Consider the following 18,949-nt stretch of genomic DNA (forward strand, 5'->3'; position numbering starts at 1 on the left):
GCAGAAGCGCCTTTTTTACATTTGGCGGATAACATCCTCCAACCGCTCCATCCTGCCTGCCTCATCAAACACAAACAGATCAAAACGCATTTCTTCATATTGCCAATAAGGGTGCTTTTGCAGCAGACATTCCGCCGCACGGAATAAGCGCCGCTGTTGTGCTGGCTGTAAACTTACCAAGGCTTCTTCTATAGAACGCCGTTTTTTTACTTCCACAAAACACAGAACTGCTGCTTTACTGGCCACAATATCAATTTCACCGCGGTGGGTGCGGGCTCGGCGCAAAAGCACGGTCCATCCGTCCTGCTCCAGCCAGTCACAGGCTTGCTGTTCGGCTGCCACACCTTGCGTGTAGGCAACACTGCCGCGTCTTTGTTTCTGCAAAAATGCTGGCCCCTGTTTTGCAGCCACTTTGTTCGGTATCTTATAGCCCAGCCCATTTTGTGTGAGCATTTTACCTATCATGTTGCCAGACTTATCCATTTCACCTTTTACGCTTGTGCTTACAATTATCAGGTTTGTGCTGGTTGTTTCTGTCGGGTTGCACATTCTGCTTACAAAACGCAACACGGCATCTGCTATCGGGTGGATAGGCGCGTGTGTGTTTATGCCTATACTGGGCACAACCCTTTATCTGATGTTCGGCATCAACCGCGTAACCCGCTTGGCCAAAAAGCTGGTTGGAGATCGCTCCCCCCGCCGGTTGGAAATAGATCAACCTTCATCCTGGAACAGGGAGCTAGAAGGGCAGTTTGCGCCATTAGCCCTTATGGTGGGTAAGCTGAGCAGTCGCGCTCTGGTCGGTGGCAATTCCATCATTCCATTGCATGATGGAGATGGCGCATACCCGCATATGCTGGATGCCATAGAAAAAGCCAGCAAAAGCATTCTGCTGTGTTCCTATATTTTCAGAGATGACAAAGTAGGTGGCCTGTTTGCAGATAAACTGGTTGCTGCCCATAAACGTGGCGTGCAAGTGCGTGTGCTGGTTGATGGCATAGGTAGCGGTTATTTTCTTTCTCCCCTTTACCATCGGTTGCGGCGGGCAGGGGTGCCGTGCGCGCGCTTTATGCATTCTTTGCTGCCGTGGCGGATGCCTTTCATCAATTTGCGCGATCACCGCAAAATTCTGGTGGTAGACGGGCGTATCGGCTTTTTAGGCGGGCTGAATATTGCGGATGAAAACATGGTTTCCCGCAAACCCAAGCACCCGGTATCGGACACGCATTTTAAAGTGGAAGGTCCGGTTGTCCGTCAGTTGGCCGAAGCCGCTGCGTGGGATTGGTATTTTACCACGCAGGAGCGCCTGCATGGTGATCTGTATTTTCAGGAACACAAAAGCACAGGCGAATCACTAGCACGTATTGTCACGGCTGGGCCGGATACAGATCTGGAAAAAATAGAATACACCATGTTGCAGGCCATTACGCTGGCCCGCAAAAACGTAAGGTTGATGACGCCTTATTTTCTGCCGGGGCAACGCCTGATGTCCGAGCTGGGGCTGGCAGCCCTTCGCGGTGTGCAGGTTGATCTTGTTATCCCCCACCAGAGCAATCATCTCCCGCTGGATTGGGCGTGTGCTGCCAATATTGCACCTTTGCTCAATGCCGGGGTGCGTGTCTGGCTGGCCAATCCACCCTTTAACCATTCCAAGTTAATGGTGGTGGATAGGGCTTGGTCTTGTGTGGGAAGTTCCAATCTTGATATTCGCAGCCTCAGGCTGAATTTTGAAATCAATATGGAAATCTACGATACCGTATTGGCCGAAATGCTGGATGATTTTATTACCAAACACCGCAACAAACGGCTCACACATTATGATCTGGATAATCGTAACAAGATCATCCAGATCCGAGATGCGTTTGCCAGATTGTTTATGCCCTATTTGTAAAAATTACAGCCCAATCAAAGGCCGTAAAGTGACCGCAATAGGCCGGTGATCCGAGGCAAAAACCGGCAGAACACGTGCACTTAAACACTGCATGCCTTCCACCAAGCACCGGTCAATTCTAATAGGCAGCAAATCTACCATCCGGTGTGTGGGGGCCTTAGGCCCAACATCCTTAAAACCTGGCACCAATGTTGGGCCCAACAGGTTGAAATCCCCCAAAATGGCACATGGGGGAGAAAGCAGAGTGGCCAAACGCCGCAACTGCTTACGGTTTAACATCTGCCCATGAGACAGATGCACATTGGCCAGAGAAAACTTATCATACTCAATAATCTGGGCATGACGCTTAAACAGCGGCCCAGAAGGAATGGTGCAGGCTCTGGGCGCGCGCGCGAATGGAATACGGCTCCAACATGCCACACCATGAATACGCCCCGGCTGCGGGTTACGCGCATAGTGGCCACCAATTACATCTGGCAGCACGTCTATTTCTACCGTGGCCTCCTGCATCAGCAGCACATCGGGCTTTTCGGCCTCAATAAGGGCGGCAATGTCATGCACGGTTGCCCCCGTGCGGCGCAGCAGGTTCCAGCTAATAACCCGCACGCCCTCCATATCGCAGGCAACAAAGGAATGGGCTGACTTGCGACGCGCAAACTCAACCAGCCGAGAGAGTGGACGCCTCATGATGTCAGAGTCCTTTTTTCATCCTGCGTAAGAGGTTGCGCGGCTTCATCTGCTGCAAATTCTGTTGTGAGCGTAAAGCCAATAGCCAGCAGAATAGGCCCCAGAAAAATGCCTACACCGCCAAAAGCCAGAAGGCCGCCAATAACACCCAGAACTGTCAGCAAATAGGGAAGCTTACTGCCCCGCGCAATAAACAGCGGGCGGATAAGATGATCTGCCCCCGAGATAACCAAAACACCATAAAGCAGCAGTAAAATGCCTTTTCCCGGATGGTGCATACCAAACAGCCATAGGGCGGCAGGTATCCACACCAACGGAGCACCTATGGGAAAAACCGCCAGAAATGCCGCCAGCACACCTAAAATAACAGCTTCTCCAACCCCTAACAGCCACAGGCCCAAACCTGTAAGAATACCCTGTATGATCGCGGTGCCTAAAATGCCATACACTGTTCCGCGTACCGTGCTGCCCACAATATGCAGGTGCCGCCCGGCCTGATGGCCTGCAATACGCACCATAACGGCTTGCACCGTATCCCATAACATGGGGCCGCTGAGCCAAAAAAAGAAGGCAATAAACAGCGCCATAACCAGATGCAGGGCGCCATTGGCCATGCGCATCAACACTTCAAGGAGAGATTGAATGATCTCACCCGCATAGGGGCGTAGTTCATCCCCCACAGAGCTGATGTTACGGCTCCAGCGCTCCCAATGGTGGCTGATATCCGGCCCAAACGCCGGCAGTGATGCAATCCAATGGGGCAGGGGTGGCAGTTCATGAATAGTGCCAACAAACGCCATAACCTGCCGCGCCCAGCGTGGGCCGGATGATACGCAGGCAGATGCCAGAAATGCCAGCGGCAACACCACGCCAACGGCGCATAGCAATGTCATGGTCAAACTGGCAGCGTTTGGCCCCATGCGGCGGCGCAAATGCTGGAACAATGGCCACGTTGTATAAGCCAGCACGCCCGCCCACAGCAGAGCGGAAGAAAAGGGTGCAAGCACCAGAACGCACCCATACGTAATGCCGCCCAAAAGCAGCAGCCGCATGATGCGTTCGGTAGAAGCGGGCTGACCAGTTGCCATTCCGCCATTAAATCATGAAATCTGGATTTTGTCTGGTGTGAAAACAAAACTTCTCCATGCACACTCAACATGCCGCACCATGATGTTTTGTTTGCCAGCCAGACAGGGCTGTGTGATCTTTGCGGTAGAATATTCAGAATAACAATGGGTCAGACAGCCGATATGTCACCTCTTATTTCCACACAAAAACTGGCCGAAATGCTTGGCTCCTCCGGCGTGCATGTGCTGGATGCAACTGCCCTCTTGCCCGGAGAAACCTTTAACCCGCAGCAAAGTTTTGCCGCTGCGCATATTCCCGGTAGCCGGTATTTTGATATCGAACTGTTTTCTGATCCAGAAAGCGCGTTGCCACATACTGCCCCCTCCGCCGCGCGGTTTAGCCACCTGTTTGGCAGGTTGGGCATAACGGCACAGGATACCGTGGTTTTTTATGATCAGGGCAATGTGGCATCGGCTTGCCGCGGGTGGTGGTTAACGCGCCTGTTTGGGCATGAACACAGTTTTATTCTGGATGGCGGATTGCCCGCATGGGTGCGTGATGGACACCCAACAGAAGCCGCAGCCCCAACCGCAGCGTTACCGGCACCTTACCAGCCACGCACATGTTATACGCATATTGTAGGGCTGGGGGACATGCTGGATATTGTAAAACACGGCGCACGCCCCATTCTGGATGCCCGCAGCGCTGCCCGTTTTTATGGTGAAACTCCAGAACCTCGGCCCAATGTCGCTTCAGGCCACATGCCGGGCGCGCGTAATATGCCTTATAAAAACCTGCTGAATACAAAAGGGCAGTTTTTACCGCCTGAACAGTTGCATACTCTATTTGCGCAAGCAGGCATTACGGAAGCTGATACCCCCGTAACCACCTGCGGCTCCGGCATGACCGCCGCCGTGCTGACAGCAGGTTTGGCTATTGCCGGGCTTAATATGGGTGCCTTGTATGATGGATCCTGGGCCGAATGGGGCAGCTTCCCCAATGCGCCCGTAACAGTGGAACGCACAGCATGACAGACGAAAACAGAGTTTCCGCCGGCTGGCTTAAACTTGCATCTTCCCTCAGCCATGTTGCACGCCCACAAGCAACAGAGGCAGGTACCTATGTAAACCTGCCACTGGAACGTGGCTCTACCGTTGTGTTTCCATCCTTGGATGCCATGCAGCAGACGGGCCGCAAACGGTATGAGCATGTCAGTATTTATGGGGCCATGGGCTCACCCACCCAGCATGAGCTGGAAAAAGCCATTGCCACCATAGAAGGCGGCTCGGACACGCAAGTAGTCTGTTCTGGTCTGGCAGCTTGCACCACGCCGCTTCTGGCTTTTCTCAAAGCCAGAGATCACTGCCTGCTGGCAGATAACGTATATGGCCCAACCCGGCGCTTTGCAGAAAATATGCTCAAACGCTTTGGGGTGGAAATTTCTTATTTTTCACCATGTGCGGATACCACAAGCATAACGGCCCTTATGCGCCCCAATACGCGTGTGGTGTTTACAGAAAGCCCCGGTAGCCACACGTTTGAGGTGCAGGATGTTGCCATGCTGGCAGAAGTTGCCCATGCGCATGGTGCCTTGTTGTTTTTAGATAATACATGGGGCTTTGGCATTTTTGCGCCATTTAAACACGGCGTGGATGTGTCTATTCAGGCGCTTACAAAATACCCGGCTGGCCATTCTGATGTGATTGCTGGTGCCATTACTGTTGCCGATACACGCCTGTGGCATACATTGCGTGATGCCGCCATTCAGATGGGGCAGGTAGCTGGGCCAGATGAATGCTGGCTTACGTTACGCGGCCTGCGCACCATGGGTGTGCGGTTGGCTCAGCAGGCAAAATCTGCCCTGTACATTGCCAAATGGCTGCAAACGCAGCCGGAAGTGGCCCGCGTGTTACACCCCGCATTACCGGAATGCCCCGGCCACACATATTGGAAGCGTGATTTTACCGGAGCAGGCAGCCTGTTTGGTGTTGTACTGAAGGCCGATTACACAGTGCAGGACATGCAGCGCATGATTGATGCCCTGAAGATGTATGGCATTGGCGCATCTTGGGGAGGATATGAAAGCCTTATTCTGCCTACCACGGGTGGCATTACCCGCAGCGGTGAATCCCCTGTACAGGCTGGCCCAGCTTTTCGCCTTCAGATTGGTCTGGAAAACCCGGATGATCTGATTGCTGATCTGGAACAGGGCTTGCAGGTTCTTAAAAGCGCCTGACCAATTTTCTACCAGCCGGGGTTAGTTAGCAGAGCTCCGGCTGCGATAGGTGGCTGCTTCTGCCACATGCTGGGGCTGAATATCTAGCTCTCCTGCAAGATCAGCAATGCTGCGTGCTACGCGTAACATGCGTGTATAGCCGCGAGCAGAAAACCGAAATCTGGCCGCTATGGCTTGCGCCATGTTTTGCGCTTCTGCTGATACGCACAAATCTTCCAACGCGGCCTCTGCGTTCTTGCGCGCACCTTGTCGCTCTGCCTGCATCTGGCGCGCGCACCGCACTCGCTCTGCCACTGTTGCGCTGTTTTCTCCCGGTGGGCCTGCCATATAGCCCAAGGGTTCATAGGGCTGCATGGCCAGATGCATGTCTATTCTGTCCAGCAATGGGCCAGAAAGACGGTTCATGTAATCCTCACCACAGCGCGGGGCTTTTCTACATTCCCGGCTGGCATCACCCAGATACCCGCAACGGCACGGGTTCATGGCCGCAATAAGCTGAAAGCGGGCAGGGTAGGTTACATGCACGGCAGCCCGCGCAATGCTGATCTGGCCGGTTTCTAACGGTTGCCGTAGCGCCTCCAAAGCGGAGCGGGAAAATTCTGGCAATTCATCTAAAAACAACACACCCCGATGCGCCAGACTGATTTCACCCGGCCGCGCACGGGCACCTCCGCCCACTAAAGCGGGCAGACTGGCGGAATGGTGCGGATCACGAAAAGGGGGGCGCCTTATGGGCCGGCCACCAGTCAGCAAACCCGCCGCACTATAAATGCGCGAAACGTCCAGACTCTCTGCCACAGAAAGATCTGGCAGCAGGCTCGGTAAACGCGCAGCCAGCATGGATTTACCCGCACCCGGCGGCCCACTGAGCAATAGGGAATGCCCGCCTGCCGCTGCAATTTCCAACGCACGACGGCCCGTTTCCATCCCGCGTATATCCGCCAGATCGGGTTCAGACACCGGTTCATCTTCCTGCACAGCAAACGCTGGAGGAGACAAAACCTGCAATCCGTTAAAATGATTGATAAGTGCTAGCAGATCTGGTGCGGCCAGAATGGAAATATCCCCACCACACAAGGCCTCCTGCCCTTGTGCCGCAGGGCATACCAAACCCAAATTCATGGCAGCTGCTTCTAGGGAAGCAGAAAGCACACCCGCAACCGGGTTGAGCCGCCCATCTAGGGAAAGTTCGCCCAAAGCGGCATACCGCGCCACTTCCTCACCCAGAATTACACCCATGGCCGTTAGCAACGCCAAGGCTATGGGAAGATCGAAATGCGATCCTTCCTTGGGAATATCCGCGGGAACAAGATTAACCAGAATACGCTTGGCAGGCAGGGCAAGCCCGATGGAAGTGAGCGCCGCACGCACACGCTCACGCGCTTCTGCTACGGCTTTATCCGGCAGGCCAACCATTAAAAAGGCAGGCAAACCGCTGGAAATCTGCACTTCCACCCAAACGGGGCGGGCTTCTATGCCGCAAAAGGCAAAGCTACGGATGCGGGAATTGAGTATTCCCGCCCCGATAGACACGCTTATTTACCTTTGTAAATCAGGCGTGCGCGGATTGTGCCTTCCAGACCGCGCAGAGCCTGAAGAAGACGATCATCCAGTTCCGTGTTGCCGCCGGTATCGGCTTCAATCACCACGTAACCGATTTCTCCATCCGTCTGCAGGAACTGCGCCGTAACGTTGCAATCTGCGTTCATGAAGATTTCGTTCAGGCGCATCATCATGCCCGGCACATTGCGGTGCGCGTGCATAAAGCGCGTGCCACGTGGGCTTTGCGGCAACTGAACGCCGGGGAAGTTCACGGAACCGAATGTGGACCCCACATCGGAATATTCCACCAGCTTGCGCGCCACTTCCACGCCAATGCGTTCCTGCGCTTCCACGGTGGAGCCACCAACATGTGGGGAGAGGATAACGTTATCCAGCCCCTGCACGGGTGTTTCCAGCTTATCGTTCGGGCCTTTGGGTTCCTTGGGGTACACGTCAATAGCAGCACCCAGCAGATGGCCGCTTTTCAGTGCTTCTGCCAGCGCATCCAGATCAACCACGTTGCCACGTGCGTTGTTGATGAGGAAAGAACCTTTCTTCATCGCCTTGATCTGGGCTTCACCCATCAGATTCTTGGTTGTGGGCAGCTGCGGAACGTGCAGGCTAACAACATCGCTCTGTGCCAGCAGGTCTTCCAGCGTTTCTACCGGCAGCGCATTCCCGTGGCCCAGCTTGTCCACCACATCGTAATACACAACGCGCATACCAAAGGCTTCTGCCAGCACGGAAAGCTGGGAACCAATAGAGCCATAGCCGACAATACCCAGCGTTTTACCGCGTACTTCCCAGCTATTATGGGCGGATTTGGACCACTTACCTTCATGGCATTCCACAGAGCGTGGGAAAATACGGCGCATGAGCATGACAATTTCGCCCATCACCAGTTCCGCCACGGAACGTGTGTTGCTGTAAGGTGCGTTAAAAACGGGGATACCGTTCATGCGCGCAGCTTCAAGATCAACCTGATTGGTGCCGATGCAGAAGCAGCCAATGGCCATAAGCCGGTCTGCGCCATCCAGCACTTCCTTGGTCAGCTGCGTGCGGGAACGGATGCCAACAATATGCACACCTTCCAGCGCCTCTTTGAGGGCATCGCCCTCCAGCGCGCCTTTATGACGCACAACGTTTTCATAACCGCTGGCTTTAAGAAGGGCGACGGCACTATCGTGGATACCCTCCAGCAGCAGAATGCGGATCTTGTCCTTGGGGAGAGACAGGTGCGTGCTTGTGCTCATGTGGAACCGACCAAATAGCTGTTGTGCCGAGCGGCAGACCTATCTCAAAAACTACAAAATTGATAGGGCCGCCGCATGAGAGATAAAGAAAAGATACCGAAATCTAGCGATCTGCCTGCAAGGTTGCCACGGCCTGCTGATGTAAAGATGCCGAACCAGCCGCCAGCACTGTACGGTCTCCATCCATCCGTAAGGGTGTGCCATCCCATGCTGTTATCACGCCACCTGCGCCTTCAATAACGGGCACAAGGGCAGCCCAATCCCACGGATTCATGTCACATTCGGCGATCAGATCAATCTGCCCCAGAGCCAGCAGGCCATAGGCGTAGCAATCTCCACCCCATGTCATGCGCTTGGCGCAGGCTTTCAGGGTTTTCCAGCCGGTATGCGGGGCCAGTTCCAGCATTTCGGGGGATGTGCAGGACATTTCTGCGGCTTCCAGCGCCACGTTCTGGCGTGTGGCAGGCCGCCCGCCCAGCGGTGATGAAAACTGCGTAGGCTGGCCTTTCACACCCAGCCAGCGTTCATTCAGCACCGGCTGATCCAACAGCCCCAGCACCGGCACACCATGATGGCAAAGGGCAATAAGCGTTCCAAACATGGGGCGACCCGTTACAAAAGCCCGCGTGCCATCTACCGGATCCAGCAACCATTGCCACGGAGCCTCTGCGTTTTCGTGGCCGAATTCTTCACCGAATACACCGTGATCGGGCAGGCGTTCAGCCAGAATGGCACGCATCACCCGTTCTGCGCTGCGGTCTGCAATGGTTACGGGGCTTGCATCCTTTTTATCATCCACCGCCACATCTCGTCGGAACCACGGACGCACAACCGTGCGGGCAGCATCTGCCATCATGGTGGCGACATCAGTAAAAAGGCCGAGTTCTTCCGAATGTGTCATGGTGTGCATCCTGCCTGCGCGGGCGCAGCCTGCCCGCCGAGAGTGTGAAGAAATGCAATAACATCCGCCCGTTGGGCGGGGTCTGGTATACCGGTGAGAGACATACGTGTGCCGGGCGCAAAGCGGGCAGGAGCCATAAGCCAATCTGCCAGCATCTGGTCCGTCCAGTGCTGGCCTGCATGCTGCCGCAATGCCGCAGAATAGATGTAGCCTGTGCATGATGCCACACCACGCCCGGCAACGCCGGCCAGTGGTGGCCCAGCATTTTCCGTAGCTCCACCAGCCAAAGCGTGGCACTGCGCACAAACCTGCCTTACGGTTGCGCCACCACGCTGCGCATTGGCCTGCACCATTAACGGAGCAATAGGTACGGGCTCTAACCCCGGCAGAGAAAAAACAGGGCGGGCAGGGGCTGTATCTGGCACGGTGCTGCGTGCGGCAAACACACATGTTGCCAGCACTGCCGCACTGAGTACGGTGGAAACCGCTATTCTGTTCAGAAACCTGCCATCCATGCCCGGGAGGCACCTCGTTTTCTGCCGGTTGCGTTTACCGTGCAGCTTTCATAAACTGCGCGCCGCTTTCAACCGGCTATAGGACGAGCCGCTTTTCGGAGCAAGCTGATGGTTTCTTCTCTTGTTGTCATACCTGCCCGGCTTGCTTCCACTCGCCTGCCAGGAAAACCGCTGGCAGACATTGCTGGCCGCCCCATGGTGCTGCGTGTGTGGGATGCAGCCATGGCCGCCAATATTGGCCCGGTTGTGGTGGCCGCAGCAGATCAGGAAATTTATGATGCCGTAACCGCAGCAGGTGGCACCGCGATTCTAACAGACCCCAACTTACCTTCCGGGTCAGACAGAGTATGGCAGGCCACCCAAGCGTTTGATCCTGACGGCAAATATGATGTGCTGCTGAATCTGCAGGGGGACCTGCCAACATTTGAGCCACAGGCCTTACGTGCGGTTATGGATGTTATGGCCAACCCAGCGTATGATGTTGGCACACTGGTTGCGCCCGTAACATCGGATGCTGAAAAAAACGCACCCTCTGTGGTGAAAGTGGCCTGTGATTTTTCAGAGGATACGCAAACAGCGCCCGCGCTTTATTTTTCCCGCCAGCCTATTCCGTGGGGCAATGGGCCGCTATGGCACCATATTGGTGTGTATGGATGGCGCCGGGCTGCGTTGGAGCGGTTTGTAGCTCTGCCACCATCTGGCTTGGAAAAGCGTGAAAGTCTGGAACAGCTTCGGGCATTGGAAGCTGGCATGCGTATTGGCTGCACACGCCTTGCATCAGCGCCATTTGGGGTGGATACACCAGAAGATCTGGAACGCGCACGCCGTGCATTTGGAGCATAATTGAGGCATGACACAAAAGGTTATCGCCTTTCAGGGCACACCGGGCGCGTATTCAGATCTGGCCTGCCGTAACGCCAAACCGGGGTGGAAAACCCTGCCATGCCGTACCTTTGCTGATGCCATTGATGCTGTGCATCAGGGCCGGGCAGATCTGGCCATGCTGGCGTGCGAAAACAGCTTGGCCGGGCGCGTGCCGGATATCCATTCCCTGTTGCCAGCTTCTGGCCTGCAAATTGTGGGAGAGCACTTTCAACGGGTGGAACACTGCCTGCTGGTTGTGCCCGGCACCCGTATGGAACAGGTGCGGCGCGTGCATACGCACCCTGTAGCCTTGGGGCAGATCAGAAACCTGATCCGTGATTACAATCTGGAACCCGTGGCCGAGTTTGATACGGCGGGTGCCGCGGAGTTGGTAGCTTTATGGAAAAAGCCGGAAGAGGCCGCTGTGGCTTCTGCTCTGGCAGCAGAACTCTATGGGCTGGAAATTCTTAAAAAGAACGTGGAAGACGCAGACCACAATACCACGCGTTTTTATATTGCTTCCCGCACAGCAGATCGTCCGCCGGTAGAAACTCCTAATGTGATGACGACGTTGATCTTCAGTGTCAAAAACCAACCCGGCGCGTTGTATAAAGTGTTGGGCGGGTTTGCCACCAACGGCGTCAACATGACCCGGCTGGAAAGTTACATGTCTGGTGAAACCTTTGCCGCCACCCGTTTTTTGCTGGATGTTGATGGTCATCCAGATGATATACGGTTGAGCAAAGCACTGGCAGAACTTGATTTTTTTGCACAGAACACCACAATTCTAGGTGTCTACCCTCAATCGCCCTTCCGCCAGCATACCCCTGCCGAAGGGCAGGACACGCCGCGCAGTGTGCCGGCACATGCCATTTCAGGATAAGTGACTGCCCATGTCTGATACCTTTTTCTCCGGGTCTATTACCGCGCTGATTACCCCCATGAACCGGGACGGCAGTCTGGATTTTGCCTCGTTCGAAAAACTGGTGGACTGGCAGATCCGTGAGGGTACGTCCGCCTTGTGTGCTGTTGGCACAACGGGGGAAAGCCCAACCCTTTCTCATGCTGAGCACCACGCGGTAGTGGAACGTACCATTAAGGTATCGGCCGGGCGGGTTCCTGTTATTGCAGGCGCAGGCTCAAACAGCACATCCGAAGCCATAGATCTGGCGCAGTATGCTGAAAAAGCCGGGGCAAATGCTGTGTTGGTGGTAGCGCCATATTACAACAAGCCCACGCAGGAAGGGCTTTACCGGCATTACATGGCTATTGCAGATGCCATTTCCATTCCGGTTATTCTTTACAATATTCCGGGCCGTTCCATTGTTGATATCAGCGTGGAAACAATGGCGCGTCTGGCGCGGCACCCCAATATTATTGGCGTAAAAGATGCCACAGCAAATCTTTTGCGCCCATTACAGGTGCGCCGCGCAGTAGAAAAACGCTTTAACCAGCTTTCTGGGGAAGATGGCACTGCCGTAGCTTTTCTGGCTGCAGGTGGTGATGGCTGCATTAGCGTAACCGCCAATGTGGCGCCTGCCTTGTGTGCCAATGTGCAAAAGGCGTGGCAAGAAGGCCGCACGCAGGATGCCATTGCCATTCAGGACAAGCTTCTACCGTTGCATGATACGCTGTTTTGCGAGAGCAATCCGGCCCCGGCCAAATACGCAGCCAGCCTGCTAGGGCTTGCGGGGGAAACTTGCCGCCTGCCGCTTGCTCCGCTAACCGAACCTTCTCGTGAGAAAGTACGCGCTGCCCTTGTTGATGTCGGGCTACTGAACTGATGAGCTCCAAATCTGGAAAATCTGCCAAAAGCTCCATGATCTCTCATGGCATGGTGGCGCAAAACCGTAAGGCGCGCTTCAATTACAATATTCTGGAAACCATTGAAGCCGGACTTGTGCTGAAGGGCGCTGAGGTTAAGAGCCTACGCCTTGGCCGTGCCACCATTAACGAAGCCTTTGCGGGCGAACGGGATGGAGCGCTCTGGCTGTTTAACAGCTATATTCCTGAATATCAGGGCGGCGTTCTTTCTCGCTTTGATACGCGCGCGCCGCGCAAGCTGCTGATGCACCGTAAGGAAATGCGCAAGTTTATAGGTGCCATTGCCAAGCAGGGCGCAACACTTGTGCCTTTAAATGTGCATTTTAATGATAGAGGCTTGGCAAAAGTTACGCTCGGCTTGGGCGTTGGCAAGAAAAGCCATGACAAGCGACAGAGTATTGCAGACAGAGATTGGCAGCGTGATAAAGCGCGCCTGATCCGGAATAAGGGGAAGGGGGACTACTAACCTCTCTTTCCCGTTTGCCTGTTGAAATATTCAATCAGCCAAGCATAAAAAAAACCCCGGCAAAACCGGGGTTTTTCTTGAAACCTAATTCTAAAATCAGGATCAGGCCGGAGAAACTTCAGCAGCTTCCGGGCCTTTCTGACCCTGAACCACCTTTACGTTTACACCCTGACCTTCGTTCAGTGCGCTCAGGCCAGACCGTTCAAGAGCAGAAGCGTGAACGAAAATGTCCTTGCCACCGCTTTCCGGTGTGATGAAGCCAAAGCCTTTGACAGAGTTGTACCATTTTACGGTACCACGTGTGTCTTCAGCCATGGACAGATCCGGGGCAGGGCGGCCAGCCGGACGGCTGCCAAAACCGGGGCGCGGTGCACGGGGGCGTTCTGGCTGAGCGGTGCTTTCGTCAACGGAAATAACTTCCGCAACCTGGCGACCTTTCGGGCCCTGGCCAATCCGTACAACCAGTGTCGCACCGGGGCTTACACCCTGATGGCCTGCCTGAGAGAGTGCATTGGCGTGCAGGAATACATCACCGGTGCCATCTGCCAGTTCAACAAAGCCGAAGCCTTTTTCGCTGTTGAACCATTTAACAGTTGCACCAACTTCCGGCCCGGAAGCCACAACCTGCGGACCACCAGCGCCACGGCGCGGTGCAAATCCACCACGGTCACCGCCACCAAATGCTGGGCGCTCACCAAAGGAAGGCATGGACATGTAATCGTCATCAAATCCGCCGCGGCGAGGAAAACGAGAGCTGCGGTCGGTCCTGTTACTTTTCAACGGTCTTGATCCTGGAGTACGGAGAAGGCTGAAGCTTCTCCCGATATTGAAAAACGGGCAGTTTGCCGGAATGGGTTGACACGTTTACGTATTTTGAAGAAAACGCCACCGTTCCCGTTCCTGAAAGCTGCAAATGCGCCCACTGTTTCCGTAGCACAGCCAACAGCGTGCGACTATAGGAAAGCATGAAATTGGCGGGAGTTTCACACACTTTTCTTAATCTCACAGTTATGTGATACCTCCGCCCCCATAACCGCCTGATGCTGGCATGATAGCCACAGCAAGACAGGATAAGGGGAAACGGGCTTTCTTGTGCGGGTATTATCCATTAAGAACAGCCTAGAATCATGCCCGCACATGGCCAAATGGAAGAAAAAGCATGCCCGTAGTTTTAAAACGGCTTCGCGCACGGCGCCTTGCCCTTGCGTCTCTTATGCTGGCAGGGGCATCCGTGTGTTCTCTTTCTTCCGCCAAAGCGACTCCTGCCTCTGATAACAAAGGCACATGGACTCTTCAGGGTGAAAACGATGCCATAACCACCCTGAAAGGTACGTCGGACCAATACTATACCAGCGGCCTGCGCTTTAACTGGACATCCGGCACCAACACGCTGCCCACACCCATTGCCGCCATTAACAAGGCCATTTGGGGGGAAGGGGTGCAGCGTATCAGTATAGGCTTGCAGCAGCTTATCTTTACGCCGCGCAACACGCAGGTTTCCAGCCCGTGGGCTCCGGGGCAGGCGCAAACTGCCCGTATTAATGATAGGCCCTATTCCAGCCTGTTGCTGGGCACCGTGAACCTTATTAATGATACGGATAGAACCCGCAGCGTATTTGGCATTCAGTTTGGTATTATGGGGCCGGGCGGCTTGGGCGAGCAGCTCCAGAACGGATTCCATGGCCTGATTGGCGATACCAAAAACCAGGGCTGGTCTCACCAGCTTAAAAACCAGCCCATCTTTCAGGTGCAGGGTGGGCGTATCTGGCGTTTGCCTTTGGCGCATGTGTTTGGCGTAGAATTTGACATGCTGCCATCCGCCGCTGCAGCCATTGGTGATTACCAGATTTATGGCCGCATTGGGGATGTGTTCCGTATCGGGCAGGGGCTGGATAGTGATTTCGGCACACCTACCATTCAGGCCTCCGGCACAGATGGCACAGATGCCTATAAATCTCGGCGTCCTTTTTCATGGTACATCTTTGGTGGCGTAACGGGTGAGGCCGTTGGGTATGATGCCTCATTGCAAGGCAACACCATGCGCAGCAATTCCCTGCATGTGATTAAAAAATGGGATGTGGGTGAAATTCACGCCGGTTTGGCCTTTATGTTCTGCGGTTTGCGCATTTCCTACAGTCAGGTCTGGCAGACACAGCAGTTCACCACAGCCAAGTCTGGCCTGTTTAACTATGGCTCATTAATGGTTTCGGCAAAGTTCTGATTCTTTTTTCTGCATCGCAGAAAGGCGTTTGCACAAAAAACAGGCATAAAAATTGTGCAATTTGCGTGCGTCTGTGTTTTTTTCGTCACGAGGCCTCGAACCTGCCTGCTTTTGAGGCGTTAACATTCGTTTTCTCATAGCGTAGCGCGCTGCGGCTCTTTTACACTCCAAACATCAAGACCGAACCGGGATTGTAAGGGGGATAAAAGAAACCATGACGCGCACAACAACATCTTCTCAGCAACACACCTGCCAGATCATCCCATTCCAGATGGAGATCACATCCCGCCAGCAGGCTTACCTTACCCGCTGGGTTCAGGCTGCTCAGCCCATGGGCATTTGCGATGCGGATGTTTTTGTATCTGAACAGAAGCAGGCCGGCGTTTCCGCTGGTTATGTTGTGGTATGGGTGCGCGAAACGCCAGATCCGGCTTACCAGATTTACTGCCACGGCAACCGCTGGATTGTTATGGATGCTATCCGTGATAATAAACTAGGCAGCTTTAACACCTTTGCAGATGCCCTGAACATGATCCGCCCCGTCATGCCGCGCGAACAGGGTATTGTTGCCGCTTAAACGCCCCAGTTTAAGGTATTATTCCGGTTGGCCGCCTTCTTCCCTTACAAGGGAAGGGCGGCTTTTTTTTGCCCTTTGCCTTGCACCAAATCATTACGAAATCCTGTTATTTCCATTTCAGGGATTGCCTCATGGGTTTCTCCTGCTGCAAGGACTACGCAGACCATCACCAGTTCGAGCAGATCTGAAAGGATCCTGAGATGACAAGCCTGACCCTCGCATACCCCGAAACCACCGTGCATGAGGCTACGGCAGCAGCAATCATCCGCGTTCTGGAAGCCAATGATGTAGAGCCGGATATTGTCACTGGCCCTAAAGACGTGCTGACAGACATGCTCAAAAAGGGTGAGGTTGATTTTTACGTGTCTGCATGGCTACCGGATGAAGATGCGGGCATGCTGGCCCCCGGTATTTTGCCTCTTGGCAATTTGTTTCGCCCAGCCGCCCATTGCTGCATTTCTGCAGAAGATACGCCGCTGACATCTCTGGATGATGTGGCACAGGCTGGGCCAGAACTTTCCCGCACCATTATCACGCCTGCATCCCTGCAAAAGCACATGGAAAACGTGTTGCAGCAGTATGGGCTGGACACCGCAGGCTTCAGCCTGAAAGTGCTGCCGGATGAAGAAGCTCTGGCAGAGCTGAACGCTGCCCTCAAGCGGGAAGAACTGGTGCTGATGCCGCTGTTTCAGCCTTGCTTCCTGTTCCACATTGGCGGTTTCCGTATCCTGAACGACCCCAAGAACGCACTGGGGGGCGAACAGGATGCACGCATTCTGATCCGTGCAGAAACCAAGGATGAAATGGAGCAGGACCTTCTGGACGAACTGGATGAACTGATGCTGAGCGCCAAAATTATCAGCGCCATGGATTACGCCATGCGTGTTGAAGGCATGACAGCCGATGAAGCGGCAGAAGCCTGGCAGCGCGGCAAACTGCTGCCCCGCTAAGGAAAGGCCGCGCCAGCATGACAGATCAATCCCCCGCCGATACGCGCGATTCCAGCCTTGCCGCCCAGTATGAGGCGTATCCATACCCGGAAAGAAACCCGCAGGATGAGGCCAAGCGCCTTTTAATAGGCAGCCCCAGCCACCTGCGGGAAATTGACTACTGGGTTTTTGGTGCCAAACGGCCGCAAAGCCAGCCTTTGCGGGCACTGGTGGCGGGGTGCGGCACGGGGGATGGCGCCATCATGCTGGCAACACACCTACAACGCGCGGGGCGCCCCGGTGAGGTTGTATGTGTGGATCGCTCCCAAAAAGCGCTCTCCATTGCACAGGCGCGGGCAGAGGCGCGGGAGCTGGCAAATATCCGCTTCATTCAGGGCTCTCTGACAGAGCTGGATGGGCTGGATCTGGGCCTTTTTGATTATATTGATTGCTGTGGTGTACTGCATCATTTGCCTGATCCTGATGCCGCATTAGCCATGCTGGAAAAGCACCTCGCGCCCGGTGGTGGAATGGGGCTGATGGTCTATGCCCCTTATGGGCGCACAGGCGTTTACATGGTGCAGGATGCACTGGAAAAAATTGCCCCGCATTCCGAAACGCCTCAAGCGCGGCTGGATATGGCGCGCCGCGTCATGCGCACACTACCGGCTACTGCGTGGTTGCGGCAGAATGGTAACTTTGGAGATCATCTCTCTGGCGGCGATGCAGGATTGTATGATCTGCTGCTGAACCCGAGAGATCGTGCTTATACCGTTACCGAATTTTTGAATTTTCTTGACAAAGCCGGTCTGGAACCATCCTGCCTGATGGAACCGGCGCGGTATGATCCAACCCTGTTTTTGCCAGACCCACGCCTGCGTGCACGCATCAGCGGCCTACCATGGCAGCAGCAGGCCGCTATAGCGGAAGATCTGGCGGGCAATATGGCCACACACGTTGCCTATGTTGTACGCAAAGGCGCACGCGTTACACCTCCAGACCCGCTAGATTTTGCGGCTGTGCCAGTAATGCGTGAAATACCGGGGGTAGAGTTGGCCAAGCAGATGCGGCCAGATCACACACTACCTTTTGCGTTTGGCACGTTGGTGGTGCCCATTCCCTTGCCGCCACAAATGCGCGGCATTCTGCCATTAATTGATGGAGAACGCACTGTTGGCGCCTTGGCAGAGGCCGTGGCCCCACGTGGTATTTCGGAAAGCAAGTTCCGCAAAGTGTGGGCTGAAGGCTTTACCACTCTGGAGCGGCTTAACCGCGTGCTGTTACGTCCTCCAGCCTGATTGCACCCATTGCGGGGAGGAGATTTGAAGTGTCAGCACTGCCCGTAATTATTTTTGGTGCAGCCCTCAATCCAGATGGCAGCCCTTCTGTAGCGCTCCTAAACCGGGTGCATTCAGCACTTGTGTTTGGCGCTGCGCATGGGCCCGTTATGTATATTCCCACAGGTGGCGTGCCACAAAATGGCCAGACAGAAGCAGATGTTATGGCTTCCTGCCTGTTAAAGGCCGGCGTTGCTCCAGACACTATTTTGCCCGAACCCACGGCGGGAGATACGTTTGATTCCGCCATTGCCTGCACACGTTTGTTGCGTCAGGCAGGGTATTCTACTGCTCAGCCCATAGCTGTTGTTTCCAGCCCCTTGCATCTGCCGCGCTGCGTTTTGCTTATGCGCCTTGCAGGCTGGAAAGTGCAGGCTGTGCCTTTTTTACGTACACAGCCGCATGTGCCCAACATGCGCAAAAAACTCCTACGTATCGCGCATGAATGTCTTGCCCTGCCGTGGGATGCACTGCTTGTTCTGGGCTGGCGTATTGTGCGGCGCTAAACTGCACCGTATTCTGCCGCCCGATTTCCTGCCGGTCTGCGTTTTGCGTGGCTTCCTTTTTACAGGCCGCCATAAAGCGCAAAACATAACAAAGCAGCCCGTGCAGTTCATGATCTTGCCAAAACAGGTGGC

The 18,949-nt window shown here is 54.6% G+C and carries 20 protein-coding genes; 12 read left to right on the forward strand and 8 right to left on the reverse strand.

What is annotated here, in order from left to right:
* Positions 1 to 15 precede the first annotated feature (15 nt).
* Complete coding sequence (locus ABNV41_RS05380) at positions 16 to 465, reverse strand: YraN family protein (protein WP_196332638.1); 450 nt, start codon at positions 463 to 465, stop codon at positions 16 to 18.
* Between ABNV41_RS05380 and cls the strand changes: the two genes are divergently transcribed.
* Positions 464 to 1,891, forward strand: coding sequence for a cardiolipin synthase (gene cls / locus ABNV41_RS05385; protein WP_050819734.1), 1,428 nt, complete (start codon positions 464 to 466; stop codon positions 1,889 to 1,891). The genes ABNV41_RS05380 and cls overlap by 2 nt on opposite strands.
* Before the next feature lie 3 nt (positions 1,892 to 1,894).
* Here the strand turns inward: cls and ABNV41_RS05390 are convergent, their stop codons facing one another.
* Both ABNV41_RS05390 and ABNV41_RS05395 read right to left on the reverse strand, forming a co-directional pair.
* Complete coding sequence (locus ABNV41_RS05390; RefSeq protein WP_050819733.1) at positions 1,895 to 2,578, reverse strand: endonuclease/exonuclease/phosphatase family protein; 684 nt, start codon at positions 2,576 to 2,578, stop codon at positions 1,895 to 1,897.
* The gene (locus tag ABNV41_RS05395) at positions 2,575 to 3,666 is read right to left on the reverse strand and encodes an AI-2E family transporter (RefSeq protein WP_050819732.1); all 1,092 of its coding nucleotides are present in this window, start codon (positions 3,664 to 3,666) and stop codon (positions 2,575 to 2,577) included. Before ABNV41_RS05395 ends, ABNV41_RS05390 begins: the two co-directional genes overlap by 4 nt.
* A gap of 69 nt (positions 3,667 to 3,735) precedes the next feature.
* On the opposite strand from ABNV41_RS05395, the gene ABNV41_RS05400 reads away from it, so the two are divergent.
* On the forward strand, positions 3,736 to 4,677 hold the full coding sequence (locus ABNV41_RS05400) for a sulfurtransferase (RefSeq protein ID WP_080986790.1): 942 nt from the start codon (positions 3,736 to 3,738) through the stop codon (positions 4,675 to 4,677).
* Positions 4,674 to 5,882: a cystathionine beta-lyase gene (gene metC / locus ABNV41_RS05405; RefSeq protein WP_349935055.1), complete on the forward strand. Its 1,209-nt coding sequence runs from the start codon at positions 4,674 to 4,676 to the stop codon at positions 5,880 to 5,882. Before ABNV41_RS05400 ends, metC begins: the two co-directional genes overlap by 4 nt.
* Positions 5,883 to 5,903: 21 nt before the next feature.
* Here metC and ABNV41_RS05410 read toward each other — a convergent pair whose 3' ends face one another.
* From ABNV41_RS05410 to ABNV41_RS05425, 4 genes are all read right to left on the reverse strand, one after another.
* Positions 5,904 to 7,415, reverse strand: coding sequence for a YifB family Mg chelatase-like AAA ATPase (locus tag ABNV41_RS05410; protein ID WP_080986789.1), 1,512 nt, complete (start codon positions 7,413 to 7,415; stop codon positions 5,904 to 5,906).
* A 2-nt stretch (positions 7,416 to 7,417) separates the two neighbouring features.
* Entirely contained in the window at positions 7,418 to 8,677 is a 1,260-nt protein-coding gene (gene serA / locus ABNV41_RS05415) for a phosphoglycerate dehydrogenase (protein ID WP_050819730.1), read from the reverse strand.
* A gap of 103 nt (positions 8,678 to 8,780) precedes the next feature.
* Positions 8,781 to 9,578, reverse strand: a complete 798-nt coding sequence (locus ABNV41_RS05420; RefSeq protein ID WP_196332548.1) for an inositol monophosphatase family protein — start codon at positions 9,576 to 9,578, stop codon at positions 8,781 to 8,783.
* Positions 9,575 to 10,093: a cytochrome c family protein gene (locus tag ABNV41_RS05425; protein ID WP_050819728.1), complete on the reverse strand. Its 519-nt coding sequence runs from the start codon at positions 10,091 to 10,093 to the stop codon at positions 9,575 to 9,577. Before ABNV41_RS05425 ends, ABNV41_RS05420 begins: the two co-directional genes overlap by 4 nt.
* A gap of 108 nt (positions 10,094 to 10,201) precedes the next feature.
* On the opposite strand from ABNV41_RS05425, the gene ABNV41_RS05430 reads away from it, so the two are divergent.
* From ABNV41_RS05430 to smpB, 4 genes are read left to right on the forward strand one after another with little or no spacing between them, the layout of a single operon-like run.
* Complete coding sequence (locus tag ABNV41_RS05430) at positions 10,202 to 10,936, forward strand: 3-deoxy-manno-octulosonate cytidylyltransferase (RefSeq protein WP_087651349.1); 735 nt, start codon at positions 10,202 to 10,204, stop codon at positions 10,934 to 10,936.
* A 7-nt stretch (positions 10,937 to 10,943) separates the two neighbouring features.
* Complete coding sequence (locus tag ABNV41_RS05435; RefSeq protein ID WP_050819726.1) at positions 10,944 to 11,840, forward strand: prephenate dehydratase; 897 nt, start codon at positions 10,944 to 10,946, stop codon at positions 11,838 to 11,840.
* 10 nt (positions 11,841 to 11,850) lie between these two features.
* Positions 11,851 to 12,741 carry a 4-hydroxy-tetrahydrodipicolinate synthase gene (gene dapA, locus ABNV41_RS05440; RefSeq protein ID WP_128105256.1) on the forward strand — a complete coding sequence of 297 codons (891 nt, stop codon included), beginning with the start codon at positions 11,851 to 11,853 and terminating at the stop codon, positions 12,739 to 12,741.
* Positions 12,741 to 13,247 (forward strand): SsrA-binding protein SmpB, encoded by a 507-nt coding sequence (smpB, locus tag ABNV41_RS05445; protein WP_003628823.1) that lies wholly within the window; start codon positions 12,741 to 12,743, stop codon positions 13,245 to 13,247. The genes dapA and smpB overlap by 1 nt, the downstream gene beginning before the upstream one ends.
* A 102-nt stretch (positions 13,248 to 13,349) precedes the next feature.
* Here the strand turns inward: smpB and ABNV41_RS05450 are convergent, their stop codons facing one another.
* Positions 13,350 to 14,027: a cold-shock protein gene (locus ABNV41_RS05450; RefSeq protein ID WP_006115255.1), complete on the reverse strand. Its 678-nt coding sequence runs from the start codon at positions 14,025 to 14,027 to the stop codon at positions 13,350 to 13,352.
* 379 nt (positions 14,028 to 14,406) lie between these two features.
* Between ABNV41_RS05450 and ABNV41_RS05455 the strand changes: the two genes are divergently transcribed.
* The 5 genes from ABNV41_RS05455 to ABNV41_RS05475 all read left to right on the forward strand — a co-directional run bounded on the left by ABNV41_RS05455 (position 14,407) and on the right by ABNV41_RS05475 (position 18,817).
* Positions 14,407 to 15,468 (forward strand): lipid A deacylase LpxR family protein, encoded by a 1,062-nt coding sequence (locus ABNV41_RS05455; protein ID WP_004449120.1) that lies wholly within the window; start codon positions 14,407 to 14,409, stop codon positions 15,466 to 15,468.
* A gap of 214 nt (positions 15,469 to 15,682) precedes the next feature.
* Positions 15,683 to 16,045, forward strand: a complete 363-nt coding sequence (locus ABNV41_RS05460) for a hypothetical protein (RefSeq protein ID WP_050819724.1) — start codon at positions 15,683 to 15,685, stop codon at positions 16,043 to 16,045.
* Between the two features lie 200 nt (positions 16,046 to 16,245).
* On the forward strand, positions 16,246 to 16,995 hold the full coding sequence (locus ABNV41_RS05465) for a glycine betaine ABC transporter substrate-binding protein (RefSeq protein WP_050819723.1): 750 nt from the start codon (positions 16,246 to 16,248) through the stop codon (positions 16,993 to 16,995).
* Positions 16,996 to 17,012: 17 nt separating this feature from the next.
* Positions 17,013 to 18,272 carry a bifunctional 2-polyprenyl-6-hydroxyphenol methylase/3-demethylubiquinol 3-O-methyltransferase UbiG gene (locus ABNV41_RS05470; protein ID WP_087651352.1) on the forward strand — a complete coding sequence of 420 codons (1,260 nt, stop codon included), beginning with the start codon at positions 17,013 to 17,015 and terminating at the stop codon, positions 18,270 to 18,272.
* A 29-nt stretch (positions 18,273 to 18,301) separates the two neighbouring features.
* Entirely contained in the window at positions 18,302 to 18,817 is a 516-nt protein-coding gene (locus ABNV41_RS05475) for a YdcF family protein (RefSeq protein ID WP_050819721.1), read from the forward strand.
* The last annotated feature ends 132 nt before the right edge of the window (positions 18,818 to 18,949 follow it).

Origin of the sequence: Acetobacter sp. A11-2 (assembly GCF_040208445.1) — a bacterium.
Classification (GTDB): domain Bacteria; phylum Pseudomonadota; class Alphaproteobacteria; order Acetobacterales; family Acetobacteraceae; genus Acetobacter; species Acetobacter oryzoeni.